The sequence below is a fragment of the Thermostichus sp. MS-CIW-34 genome (assembly GCF_054060435.1).
Genome location: NZ_JBSSDE010000015.1, coordinates 56,882 through 69,302, shown reverse-complemented (window position 1 = coordinate 69,302; position 12,421 = coordinate 56,882). Strand labels below are relative to the sequence as shown.

The following is a 12,421-nucleotide window of genomic DNA, read 5'->3' as shown; positions in this document are numbered from 1 at the left end:
CGCCTGAAATTCCGAAACTTAGCTGTCCTCTGGGGCCGCTAGGGATTGGGATAAAGCCCGCACCCTGCGCATAGCGCGGGTGTCGGGTAGTTTACGCTTCCTGCTCAATACAATAAAGGGCCTGCAAGCCAGCAGACCCAAGGAAAAGCCAAAAGGCGGTAAGTTGAGGTCTCTTAGATCAGGCCCAGCCAGGAAGCAACGCCTTGGCCCGTCACCGCTTCGATGACAATGGCCAACACAAAGCCAATCATGGCAGCCCGACCGTTGAGGCGCTCGGCATACTCGTTAAAGCCAAACTTGGGCTCAGACAAATTGGGATTAGACATGAGAACCTCCAGGGTAAATGGGAACGACAGGGAGTGGGATCCGTAAAGAACGAAAACGAGAACGGCACTTGACCTTCAGTATAGTTTGCATTTCTTCATGATCGCAAGCAAGGTGGTCACCCGCTGCCGATGGCGGCGATAATCTGCCGCGCCAGGGGAATGGCCGCCTCATAGGCTTTGCCCTGATGCAGGTGCAGCACCAGCGTCCAGTTGGGATCCGGCAGGGGCCAAAAGGCCAGCAACCAGGCTTGAAAATCTTCTGCCCAGAGAATTGGTCGTCCTCGTCGTTGAGGATTGAGGATGGTGCCAGACTTGGCTGCCACTGGGATCCCTTCTGGGGCAATGCCGCGACAGGTGCCCGCTGTTGCCGCCAGGCTCATGCCGGCATGGAGAGCCTCCCAAATCCAAGCCGGTAAAGAGAAAGCGGGCAGAGAGACCTCGCCAGAAAGGGGTACACCTCGGCGGGCAATCACGCCCCCATAAACCAACAGCTCCCAGGGATCCACCGGCCCAGCCAGACCGGTCGCCAAGAGCGGAGCCGGAGCCGTATTCTGCACACTCCCTAGGCCGAAGCGCCGCAGCCACTCCACCAGGGTATTGGCCCCCAGCTCCCAGCCCAACTGGTAAAAATGCACGTTGCAAGAGTGGGCCAGGGCTTGGCGCAAGTTCAAAGCCCCATGGCCGCGGGGATCCCAGCAGGGTAGGCGGCCCAACCCCAGTTGCGGCGGCGGATCCCACCAACCCGGACAGTGGATCAAGCGCTCGCCGGAGCTGATCCCGGTCTGCAGAGCAGCAGCGGCAACGGCACACTTGACGGTTGAGCCAGGGCTGGCCCTGATTCTGGAAGCCTGCTCCGGCTGCCAAACCCTTGTTAAACGACCGGTGTTTAGGTTGAGGACGGCGGCAAAATCGCGCGGATGGGGCAGCCCTGCAGATTTCCCCTGCAAGCCCCAGGTCAAAGCAGAACCCAACAGCCAGGCTCCACAGGTGCGACGGTTCATCTGCTGTTGGCCCCGAAAACCCAGCCAGACAAAAGCGGATCCCTGTTACAAAAATTCGGAAATCGCAGCCTTCTCACGGACTAGGGTAATCTGAGTTCAGGTCAATGGAGATAACCCTCATGGCAATTCAGCGTGGTGCCAAAGTCCGTGTGCTGCGGAAAGAATCCTACTGGTACCGGGATGTGGGAACGGTTGCGGCGGTGGATACCAGCGGCATTCTCTACCCGGTGATCGTCCGCTTTGACAAGATCAACTACTACAACATCAACACCAACAACTTCCGCGAAGATGAGCTGGAAGTGTTGGAAGCTCCCAAGGCCAAGGCCAAAGCCGCTCCGGCCAGCTAAGCCAAAGTTCTGATGCCGGGGACTGTGTTCTTGAGCAAGTCGTTCTGTGCCTGAACTGCCGGAAGTTGAAACAGTTCGGCAAGATTTGCAACGCCTCACCTTGGGGCCGCGGATACTTGCGGTGGAGGTGCTCCTGGCCCGCACCATTGCCTACCCTGCAGGGGAGATGTTTGGGCGGAGCTTGATTGGCACCCGTTTTACCCAGTGGCAGCGGCGAGGAAAGTATCTCCTGGGATCCCTGGATTCGAGAGCTGTTCTGGGCGTGCATCTGCGCATGACCGGGCAGTTGCTCTGGGTGCAGGGATCCACCCCTTTATCAGCTCACACTCGTGTTCGTTTGGCCTTCGAGGAAGGGTGGGACTTGCGCTTTGTGGATCAGCGCACCTTTGGCCAGATGTGGCTGGTGCCTGCCGGTGTTGAGCTGGAGGCGGTGATCCCCACCCTGCAGACTTTGGGGCCGGAGCCCTTTTCGCCAGCTTTTTCTGAGGCCTATTTCCAGGCTGCCCTGCAGAAGAGCCGCCGTCTTATTAAAACCGCGCTGCTGGATCAATCGCTGGTAGCCGGGGTGGGCAACATTTACGCCGACGAAGCCCTGTTTCTGAGCGGCATTCACCCTTTGACGCCAGCAGTTCAGCTTTCGGATGTGGCCAAGGCACGCCTGCGAGAAGCTTTGATCGAGGTGTTACGGGCCGGGCTGGAGCAACGGGGCACCACCTTGCGGGATTACCGGGATCTGCGTGGGCTCAACGGCAACTATCAAGGGCAAGCGTGGGTGTACGGTCGGGAAGGGGATCCCTGTCGCCTCTGTGGCACCCCAATTCAGCGGATGAAGCTGGCAGGTCGGTCGGCCCACTTTTGCCCCCGCTGCCAGCCGCAACAGAGCTAGTGGCGCTCCTCAAGATATGGGGGATCCCTGGGGAAATGGGCCAGAGCGGCTACCATCAGCAGTAGGAGGGGATCCCGGTGAAAAGAATGGCATGGCTCCGGTTCACAAAGCTCTGGGGTGGGGCGAGTTTGCTCGGCTGGGTGGTCTTCCCAGGGGCTTCGGCCTTTGCCCAACTGGAGTTGGATGCCCAACTGGGCCGCTCCCAAATTGTTTTTCCCAGCAAAGATTGCCCCGCCTGCGACCTGACGGGGGCAGAACTGCCGGGAGCTGACCTCAGGGGGGCCAACCTAAAAGAAGCGATCCTCAGACAGGCCAATCTCCAAGCTGCCGACCTCTCCCAAGCGATCCTCAACTTGGCCGATTTGAGAGGGGCCAACCTGAGCGGCTCGGATCAAGCGGGGGCCTTCTTGTGGGAAGCCGATCTGGCGCAGGCCAACCTGCAGCAGACAGATCTGACGGGTGCCAATCTGCAGGTGGCCAACTTAAGCGGGGCCGACTTGCGTCGAGCCATCCTCACCGGCGCCGACCTCACAGGGGCCAAGTTACACAATGCCGATCTGCGGGGGGCCGACCTGCGAGGCGCTTTTCTGGAGGGGGCGGATCTGACCGGCGCCCTGTACAATGCCCAAACCCGGCTGGATCCCACCTTTGACCCCCAGGCCCGCGGCATGGTCTTGGTGAAGCCATAACTCCCCTCTCCCCAAGGGAGAGGGGCTGGGGGTGAGGGCGCTTTATTTGGGATCCCCCTTTGGGCAGATTAAAACCAGCACCCCCTCGGCTGGGATCCCCTGCCATGAGTTCTCCTGTCCGCGTTCTCATTGCCGACGATCATCCCCTCTTCCGGCTGGGGCTGAAGTTTGCCCTGCAAGCCCAAGGATTTGAGGTGGTGGCCGAAGCCGAGACGGGATCCCAGGCCGTCCACCATTGTCGCAGTTGCCCCGTCGACGTGGCCATTTTGGATGTGCGCATGCCGGATGGGGATGGGATCGCCGCCTGCCAGCAAATCACCGAGCTGGGCCTGCCGGTGGTGGTGGTGATGATGACCACCTTTCAGGAGCCGGGTCTGATTGAGGCAGCCCGCCGCGCCGGGGCCAAAGGCTACCTTTCCAAAGAAACCGACCCGGCGGAATTGGCCCGCGTCATCCGTCAGATTTTGTCCAACCCCGAACGAGACTGGCTGCCTGCCCGACAGGAGCTGCCCAAGCTCACCCCCCGCGAGCTGTGTGTGCTGCAACTGATGAAAGAGGGCTTGGCCAACAAACAGATCGCCCGCCGTTTGGGCCTGAGCATCGAAACCGTCAAAGAATACGCCAGCACCGCCTACCGCAAGCTGGATGCTAGCGACCGTGTCACCGCCCTGCTCAAGGCGCAGCAACTGGGGATCTTGTGAATTGGAGAAAGGGCTTGGGGATTCCCCCCAGAGGTGGGGATTTGCGGCGGCCATGATCACCGCCATACTGTTGCTAGCTTGGCATCTTGACAAGGGATCCCTGGGGTGCCGCCTTCCCCTTCACGTTGTCCGAGATACGGTATGTCTGCTCCTTCCACGCTGCTGCTCAAGCTCACCCTGCGCTTGCTCGCCTCTTTGAAAGCACGGGTGGATCGGCGCAAGATTCGAGAGCGGGGCTTCGTCCTGCCGGTTGCCATTTTGATCGTGCTGGTCTTGAGCTTGGTTACGGTAGGGCTGCTGACCCGCTCTACCCAGCGCACCATCCAAACCCAGGTGGAACGGGCGGAGCTGACCATCAGCCGGCAACTGAATGCTGCCATCGACCGGGCCAGGGCCAAGATCGACAACCTGATTCGGGATCGCCGCCTGCCCAACAGTGCCCCCACCGATGCCCAATTTACCTCTGCCCTGACCAACGATGGCACGGCGGTGCCTGCAGAGCCCTCGGATCCCTACACCCTTCCCGATGAGCGGCGCTTTTTGCTGAACTACAGCGCCCTTGTTCCGGATCCCCAGAATCGGAGCCAGGGAATTGAAGTGCAGCGGCAAGCCCCAGTCTGGTGGTTCTTGGTGGATACCGACAACAACGGGATCGACGACTCCGTTACCGCCTACACCATTCTGTACAACCGCCGAGCGCCGGTTACGGGGCAAAGGAACCTCCAGGACTTTGAGGAAAACATTTCCGATACTGAGCGGGCGCGGCGACTGGTGATCCGCGGTGGGCCACTGCAGGGTTCGGCCTTGGCGGGGTGTACCGATTCTCCGGCTGAACAGACGGTCAACCCCAACGTGGGGGACTGGTTCCAGGTGGGCTCATCTTTGCAAAAGCCCTTTCAGGTCTATGCAGTTACTCTTCCCATTGAGGGGGCCGACTCCACCACCCGCGCCGTTTCGGCTCTGCAGTTTCAGCAAGATCGGCGGCGGGATCTGCTGAACAAGTGGGGAATTTTCAACCGCGGCGACGTGGAGTTTTTCTTTACTCCTGGCTACAACTGGAACGGTGCTATCTACGCAGGCGGTAGCCTTTTCTTCCGGTACACTGCCAACAACTTGTTCCGGGCTTTCACCATCAGCTCGGAGCAGTCTTGCTTCTACATGCCGCCGGAAAACTCGGAAATTACAGCCTATGGAGAGCTGGTGGCAGGGGCCATTGGCTACGCCGGACAGGAGGCGAGCGACACCCTAATTTTTGATGCCCACCCTAGGGAGGCGAATGTACCGCCAAGTGTGCCGCTTCCCCGCCTGAATAACCTCAATTTCGATTCAGTTCAGAACTCGGCAGCCCCCGAAATGGTAGCTCTGGATCCGCTGGAGCTCCAGCTTTTTGGCCGCATTCGCACCCGCGGAACCTACGCCCAAGATGCAACAGGATGGGCAAATTCTCCTCTCAGAAGGAGGGAGAACCCTGACGCCCAAGAGAGGGAGAACCCTGGCCGGATTAAAGCTGGCGGCTTTCGGTCCGACCAGACCTGCCCCCCCTACGTGGACGATGTTTACCGGGCCGACAACCGCTTTGGCCCCAAGGCCAGCTATGACCGTCCACCGGTCGAACCTGACCTGCAGAGGGGCTGCGATGTGGACACCTTTGCTCAGAGGTTTGGTGTCAGTGCCGGTAGCCCGATTCCTGCTAATGCCAGGAACAACCAGAATGAGTCTTTGACCGAGGACAACCCACCCCCAGGCGCCCTTTCCGAGGTGGGCTTGGATGGCTATTGGGAGCGGCGGGCCCGTGTGGAAGGTCTGCGGGTGATCGTGGGCCAGCGGCTGGAACTAACCCGCACCGATTCTTTGCCTTTGCCTCTGGTGCCCACCGGGAATGCGGATGATCCCACCAAGCTGCAGGCCATTTTCATCAGCAACGAGGCGCGGCAACGCCTGACGCTGCGGGATAACCCGGCGGCAGTGCAGGCTACAGCCGTTTACCACTACAGCCACAGAGATGGCCGCTTTCCGATAGCCTGCCTGGCTACGGTGGCCCACCCAGGCTCTCCCTGGAGCTTGCAGCGGGCTTCCACCTTCCCTACCGGCGACCAGCGCACTCAACTGGGCATCAACTTCTTTACTGGAGAGGGCACCAACGTTTGGGAGTATGACCCCGAGCCGATGCGGGAGCAACTGCGGCCTGGCACTCCTTTGTGGACAGCGCTCACCAACCTGGCCAATTTTGCCGGCGATCCTGACGGGGCCTATCCACCCAGGCAAGAAGCGGGCCGCATTCACCCGGATCCGTTTATTACGGCTTTTGGCAACTTCTCCGAGCTGCGGCGGGTTATTGATATCGTCAACCGAGGCACCTCTGTTGACCAATTGAGCCTAGCCGACCAAACCACCCTGCAAACGGCAGGCTGCATGTTGGGCATGCTGGCCGACAACATCCTGCGCATTGAGGCGGCTGCCACTGCCAGCAATCCCATAGCCGAAATCCTCCGGGATGACATCCAAGCCAGCCGAGCTGGGAACCGAGAGGCAGCCAACCGGTTTTATCTGCCGCTGCGCTACATTTTCCCTCTGCAGACCTTCCACCACAGTGTGCCTCCCAACCCCGACGATGACCTTGAAAATGAGCGGAGGCAGGCCTACCCCTTCCTACAGGGGCCAGTAACCTATCAAGCCGTGGTGGATCTGGAATCCATGAGGCTGAGGCCCCGGGCCACCATTGACCAGTGGACTTTGCCCCGTGCCACTGCCAACTGCCCCAATAACACTGCTGGCCCCAACAGCAACCAGTTTGAGCTGATTCGGGTTGGTAATGGTAACCAGTGTCATCGCGTGCCCTTTAAAGATTCCGTCTTCTACGATGGCCGCGAGGCGATGGCGGTGCGGGCCCTCAACATCGACCTGGCCCTGCTGACCAACAACGTCAACGGACAGGCCAGGGGGTTGATTAACGGGGACACTTGGCTGCCTGCCGGCATTGGCGAGAACCGAGAAGGGGGGATTTTCTACGCCTTCCGGGAAGATGCCGTGCGGGAAGATGCCATTGCCCGCCCACCCTTGGGCGCTTTTAATAACTACCTAACCAACTGGCGCAACGGAAATGCCCGCGGTGACTTGGGCAGCGCCGGTATTATGAACGCCGGTCAGCCAGGTCGCGGCACGGCTAACAACCAAACGGTCTGGGATCCCCCTGTTTCCAATCCGGGTGGACTCAGCCCCAAACCGGTGGACTACTATGCCGATCCGGATCGGCGGCCCTACGGCTTCCGGCTGCGCAACGGGGCGGTGCTGGCCCGCGGCGGGTTCAACCCTGATGACGCGATTTTTGGCCTCTCCTTCGTTTCCGACAACCCCGTTTACATCCAAGGGGACTTTAACCTGCACCGGACGAGGAACGGGCAGCGGCTGGAGGAGTTCACAACTCTCCTCAATTTCGGAGCAGACGGCCTCTACAGCAACTTCTACGGGCGGCTGCGGGCCAATGAAGATCGGCGCTTTGCCCGGGCGGCGGAGGATCTCTGGCGGCCTAGCGACGTGTTGGGCGACTCGGTGAACATCCTCTCTGCCGATTTCTGCGATGGCAGCATCGACGACGGCTTTGTGCAGGATGCTACGCTCAACGGCGGCGGCAGCAGCTTTGTGGCTAACCGGAACTACCAGGGCAGCCCACAACGAGCCTCGGCTCCTCGCCGCAACGAACACTACGGCTGCAGCGGAAGTAACTTAGGAGCCAACACCTCCTTCCTCAACCAAGCGCTGGTGATCCGAGGCAACAACTGGCCGGCTCGGGATCCCAACAGAGATGGTGCTGGGGTTCTGCGCTTCGACAACACCAACGGGGCGCAGAATTTGGGCAACCACGTGCGGCGGCCAGGCTGGCCGGAGGTCTTCGCCCGCGACACCATCTTTGCCCGTCGCGACAGTGCCGACCCGAGCTCAAATAACGCTGACAGGACAGCAGGGCTTGGCGTGCCAGAAGTGCGGCTCTTGCGCGCACCCGATGCGGGCTATGCCAACTTTGGCACCCGCATTTCGGCTTTGGGCAACCCGGTGCTGGATACCTCCCGCTGGCTGCTGATAGCTTCCCTCCAGCCTTGCCGACCGCCTGAAATAGAAGGAGGCGGTGGCCTGTTGGCCGAGTACTACAACGGCTGGATAACCAGCCCGCAGAACCAGTACAACCGCAACACAGGGTTTGGGGACACCGGAGCCATAGGCCCCCTGCCTCCAGACGCCCAAGAGGCCAACCTGCCCTACCTGCGGGCAGTGCGCTGGCCGGATCCAACCTACCCTGTTCAAGATTGGCAGATTGGCTCCTTCATGAGGGAGGAGGCTCAGGGAGGGCCAACCTGCAACACCTCAGGCGGCTGGAGCAGCCCACCCGGCTCGCGATGGGCCTGTATTCGCGATGCTTTAAAAACCGATGGTTCCGGTATTTCCGGCTGGGATCCCCCTAGAAATCCACCTGGAAAAGGCTTTGCCTTCTGGGAAGACGGTGGCCATCCCGATCTCCCGCCTTGGGGTGGGTTCTACTACCTGTTTGCCGACCAGAACTACCTGAACACCAACTCCCCCTTCCTCTGGCCCTTTGGCTGGGACGGCTGGCCTTTGTGGAATACTCAACCCAACTTTCCCAAGGCTGACTTTTTGTGGATGCCAAGATGCAGTGAGCCGGATATGAATCCGCCTCAACTTCCCGCTGATGCTCCAGACATAGACAGGGGCAACATAGGCTTCTGGCGCTCCTGCTGGCGGCGCAGAGACGGATCATGGGGAAGTGGCAACAACCTCGGCAACGACTTTTTCGTGGTGCGCTGGGTAGGGGAGCTGTATCCCCGTTGGCCAGGTGTTGCCACCTACAACCTCAACACCGACGATGGGGGCCGACTCATCATCCGCAGGAACCCCAACTACACTCCTAACCCAGATGAGGAAGAGCCAGCTTTTAGAGGCTTCTATCGCAATGCGGGCACTCGTCTAGAAGAGCTGTCGGAGGATGAGGCTGTTGGTGTCGAAGCCTGGTGGGATGGCGGCAATAACCACGTGAGCTTCCGGCTGGAGCTGCAGTGCGTTACCGACTACACTCGGCCTTCTCCCTACCTGGTGGAGATCCAAACCTACGAGAACATGGGCAATGCCTTCGTCCGCTTTACAACCCAGGGAGATGGGCAGCCGCTGGAAAACTATGACCTTCGCTACCTGAAGCCGCTGAAGCCGGTCAACCAACCTTGCCAGCCGGATCAGACTAAACCTCTGGCACCCAACCAGCAGTACTGCGCAGAACCCCTCAATTGCGATCCCATCTGGACAGACTGGACTCCTGCATGTAAAACCAACATCTGTCAGCAAACCACTATTAAACAAACCAGAACTGCCACCTTGCCTGCCGGTTGCCCTGGCACTCCGCCGTCGGAAACTCGGACGATCACCTGCTACCCTCAGTACAACTACGGGAAATGGTCGGACTGGATGCCTCAGTGTACCCAGCAGCAGCAGTGTAGCGGCACCAGCATCACCCAAACCCGCACCCGCACAGTAACGCCGCTTTGTACCAGCCAAAGCCCCTTCACCGAAAAAGAAACCCGAGCCTTTACCTGCCAGCCTCCGGGGGCTACCTGCACCGACACAGGCTGGACTCCTCAGTGTACGGTGGCCAACGGCGGCCAGACAATAACTCAGAGCCGCACCGTGACCTGCACCTCAAGCTGCGGAACCACTACTTCTACAGAAACCCGGACATTTCCTTGCCCGCAGACCTGCAACTACAACTGGGGCCCTTGGTCACCGGCCAGTTGCGATGAGGTCATCAACCAGATCGCCTGCGGCACAACCAAAACCTTTACCCAAACCCGGACGGGCACCCTCATCGCCAGCACCAGCAGCCCCACCTGCTCGCCCACCACAACGGGGACACAAAATTTGACCTGTCGAGGGCGTCCCTGCGGGCCGAGCACCTTTGCCCCAGAAACTCCTTCCAAGAGCCCCTTGGGCGAGTGGATGGCAGCCAAGCCCAACACGGTGGAGCTGCGCCCCATTCAGGCAGTCGAGGCCGATCCGGAGCCGGAGACCATCAGCGTGAATACGGTGGCCGCGGCTCCTGCTGAAGGCGTAACCATTGCCCTGCAGCCGCAGCTTTCGCCGGTGCTGGAGGTGAAAGCCGGGGTGCCCAAGCCACCCAAGTGGCCCAACCCTGCCGAGGCTCTGCAGGCGGCCTTCAATTGGATGTTTGGCGAACCGGCCTATGCTGCCCGCGAGGGCTTGGTGAGAGGTGGCGTTCTCTCCGAGATCGTTTCTCAACCCAACCGCGAGCCCGGCATCCGCCCGGCTATCAAGGGAGAGGCTCTAGAAGACCCGTTTACAAAGGGAACCGACCTCTGGGCCCGAGCGCTGAGGCGCAAATTACTTAGGGAAGATCTGACGGTGGGCTGCCCCTCGGAGGAGGAAGGCCCAGATTCCAAAGGCGGCTTCTGGGTGCCCGGAGTGTTTCGCCCCAACTTCAACACCACCTTCAAGTACACCGCCTACACCGGTGACAGCCGCCCCAGCACGTTGCGCATCAAAGACTGGAACGGAGACGGCCAACTGAACTTCTGGGACAAGAACAGCAACGGCGTTCGCGACTCCGACGAGCCTTGGGATGTTGTTTTGGATCGGGATCCGCTGTTTGCGGAGAAGAATCCTGCCAATCCCAATAAACTGCTGGTTCAGCCCCAGATGGCGTTGAACCCCTATGCTTGGGTAAACGAAGGTGACACTCAGAACTACTCCCCAAGCTCCAACTATCGTGGCGGTTACTACATTGACACCAAGGGGAGCGAAGATATCCGCAATGGCTTGTGCTTCTACGTCAGGGTGGGCTCCGACTCGGGCACCAAGAGGGTTCAAATCCAGATCGATCGCAACGGTTCCACAATGACCGACAGCGATTTCCCCAGCGATACCGCCGCTTTTGCTTGGGTGGATGTGGAGCCGTTCACCCTGGACCTGAACAAGGCTCCCACTGGCTTTGCCGGCGAAAACCCGGTGCTGGGGGTAATCCTGGATGAGGTGACCCGGCGGCCCATTCCCATTCCCCGCTTCCAAGAGCTGGCCTCAACCGATGTGAACCAGCGCCGCCGCAACGACGATGGCAGCCAAAACCGGCAGCTGCAGCCGGCCAGGGAAACGCGGGTGAATGCCACTGCCATCAGCGGCACCCTGCCCTCGCGGCTAGACCAAACTGCCGGCGGCATGCACAACTTCCTGCGTCTCAACGAGCTGTGGAGAAATACCAACCTCTTCTTCAGCGGCTCGATGATCCAGCTCAACTACAGCACCTATGCCACCGGCCCCTTCCTGCAGCAGAGCTTTGAGCCGCCCAACTTGGTTACGGGCTCGGCCCTCACGCGGGGCTACGACTACTACTACCCACCCAACCGCCGCTTCGGCTACGATGTGGGCTTGCAAATTGCCCGTCGTCCCAGCGCGGTGTCGGCTCGCTTCCAATTCCCCTCCAATGCCCGCACTGAGTTCTTGCGGGAGTTGGATCCTCAGGATCCGTATGTGCGGCGGCTGCGCTGCGGGCTGCAAGCTCAGCCAGATGTGCCCCTGCAGGCGGCTGCTCGGATTGGAGGCTGCAACGAATTCAACTGATATTGACTTCCCATGCCAGGGGTAGATTCAAGGTAGGAGCAGAGTGGGCTAAGGGAGGGATCCATGAACAAGTGGCGGCTTTGGCGGCAACAAGAAACAGGGGGCTTTACCCTCATTGAGGTCTTGGCGTCGGTGGTCATTGTGGCTTTGGCTATGGCCGCTCTTGCTCCTGCTCTCACCCTGATCGCCTATCGACGGGCCATGACGGAGCGGATAGAAGTGGCCAATCAACTGGCCCGGGCTGAAGTGGATCGCATCCGCACCCTGGTTGACCTGGAGCTGGCCGCTAACCGAAGCGCCTTCCAGGACCCAGCTCAGTTGGCTCGTCTGCCCAGGATTGGAGCAAGCCCCTTGCGCAATACACCGCCCCCTGCCGATATGGACAACCCCGGCCCCAACTACTCCATTCGCCTGGCCGAAGTGCGGTTGCCGGGGCGAAACCCCGAGGTCTATGTCATCCAAACCTTTCGGGATAGGGGCGGGGAATGCATTGACCGACGCAACAACACCGTCATCTCAGGGGTTCCCTGCTCCTTCTTTTTGGGGGTGAGGGTGTACCACCGCTTTTCCTTCAACCCAACCACTCGACAGGCTCTTCCTGGGCTGCGCACTGAGACGGTCTCCGCCAATCAGAACTTGGCCAATGCCGATGTGTGGCTATTTCCCATGGCCAGCTCGATTGTAGAAGTCAACCTGGCCGCCAATTTGGGGGATGTTTGCCGGGCCATTTTGGCCGATGTTCAAGCTAGGGGTGGGATCCCGACCAACAACTGCAATGCCTTCCCGCTGCCCAGCCCAAGCCCTACCTCGCTTTGAAGCGACGGGTAAGCTCCTCCTGC

General features: G+C 60.2%; 8 protein-coding genes. 6 read left to right on the top strand and 2 right to left on the bottom strand.

The window, feature by feature from the left end:
- Positions 1 to 173: 173 nt before the first annotated feature.
- Both ACVWYY_RS07215 and ACVWYY_RS07210 read right to left on the bottom strand, forming a co-directional pair.
- On the bottom strand, positions 174 to 326 hold the full coding sequence (locus ACVWYY_RS07215) for a chlorophyll a/b-binding protein (protein ID WP_011429120.1): 153 nt from the start codon (positions 324 to 326) through the stop codon (positions 174 to 176).
- 116 nt (positions 327 to 442) lie between these two features.
- Entirely contained in the window at positions 443 to 1,327 is an 885-nt protein-coding gene (locus tag ACVWYY_RS07210) for a penicillin-binding transpeptidase domain-containing protein (RefSeq protein WP_414400620.1), read from the bottom strand.
- Between the two features lie 119 nt (positions 1,328 to 1,446).
- Here ACVWYY_RS07210 and ACVWYY_RS07205 point away from each other — a divergent pair, with 119 nt between their 5' ends.
- The 6 genes from ACVWYY_RS07205 to ACVWYY_RS07180 all read left to right on the top strand — a co-directional run bounded on the left by ACVWYY_RS07205 (position 1,447) and on the right by ACVWYY_RS07180 (position 12,398).
- Positions 1,447 to 1,674, top strand: a complete 228-nt coding sequence (locus ACVWYY_RS07205; RefSeq protein ID WP_414329200.1) for a photosystem I reaction center subunit IV — start codon at positions 1,447 to 1,449, stop codon at positions 1,672 to 1,674.
- A 46-nt stretch (positions 1,675 to 1,720) separates the two neighbouring features.
- Positions 1,721 to 2,560 (top strand): DNA-formamidopyrimidine glycosylase, encoded by an 840-nt coding sequence (locus ACVWYY_RS07200; RefSeq protein WP_457392125.1) that lies wholly within the window; start codon positions 1,721 to 1,723, stop codon positions 2,558 to 2,560.
- 86 nt (positions 2,561 to 2,646) lie between these two features.
- Complete coding sequence (locus ACVWYY_RS07195) at positions 2,647 to 3,249, top strand: pentapeptide repeat-containing protein (RefSeq protein ID WP_457384898.1); 603 nt, start codon at positions 2,647 to 2,649, stop codon at positions 3,247 to 3,249.
- Between the two features lie 104 nt (positions 3,250 to 3,353).
- On the top strand, positions 3,354 to 3,950 hold the full coding sequence (locus ACVWYY_RS07190; RefSeq protein WP_457440047.1) for a response regulator: 597 nt from the start codon (positions 3,354 to 3,356) through the stop codon (positions 3,948 to 3,950).
- A gap of 141 nt (positions 3,951 to 4,091) precedes the next feature.
- Complete coding sequence (gene hpsA / locus ACVWYY_RS07185; protein WP_457440045.1) at positions 4,092 to 11,582, top strand: hormogonium polysaccharide biosynthesis protein HpsA; 7,491 nt, start codon at positions 4,092 to 4,094, stop codon at positions 11,580 to 11,582.
- Between the two features lie 63 nt (positions 11,583 to 11,645).
- A complete protein-coding gene (locus ACVWYY_RS07180) occupies positions 11,646 to 12,398 on the top strand; it encodes a prepilin-type N-terminal cleavage/methylation domain-containing protein (RefSeq protein ID WP_457440043.1) in 753 nt (250 codons plus the stop codon).
- Positions 12,399 to 12,421 lie beyond the last annotated feature (23 nt).

What these genes read in the sequence shown, in the direction of transcription:
- ACVWYY_RS07210 (WP_414400620.1), bottom strand. Translation starts at nt 1,327, where the DNA reads ATGAACCGTCGCACCTGTGGAGCCTGGCTGTTGGGTTCTGCTTTGACC.
- ACVWYY_RS07180 (WP_457440043.1), top strand. Translation starts at nt 11,646, where the DNA reads ATGAACAAGTGGCGGCTTTGGCGGCAACAAGAAACAGGGGGCTTTACC.
- ACVWYY_RS07195 (WP_457384898.1), top strand. Translation starts at nt 2,647, where the DNA reads ATGGCATGGCTCCGGTTCACAAAGCTCTGGGGTGGGGCGAGTTTGCTC.
- hpsA (WP_457440045.1), top strand. Translation starts at nt 4,092, where the DNA reads ATGTCTGCTCCTTCCACGCTGCTGCTCAAGCTCACCCTGCGCTTGCTC.
- ACVWYY_RS07205 (WP_414329200.1), top strand. Translation starts at nt 1,447, where the DNA reads ATGGCAATTCAGCGTGGTGCCAAAGTCCGTGTGCTGCGGAAAGAATCC.
- ACVWYY_RS07190 (WP_457440047.1), top strand. Translation starts at nt 3,354, where the DNA reads ATGAGTTCTCCTGTCCGCGTTCTCATTGCCGACGATCATCCCCTCTTC.
- ACVWYY_RS07215 (WP_011429120.1), bottom strand. Translation starts at nt 326, where the DNA reads ATGTCTAATCCCAATTTGTCTGAGCCCAAGTTTGGCTTTAACGAGTAT.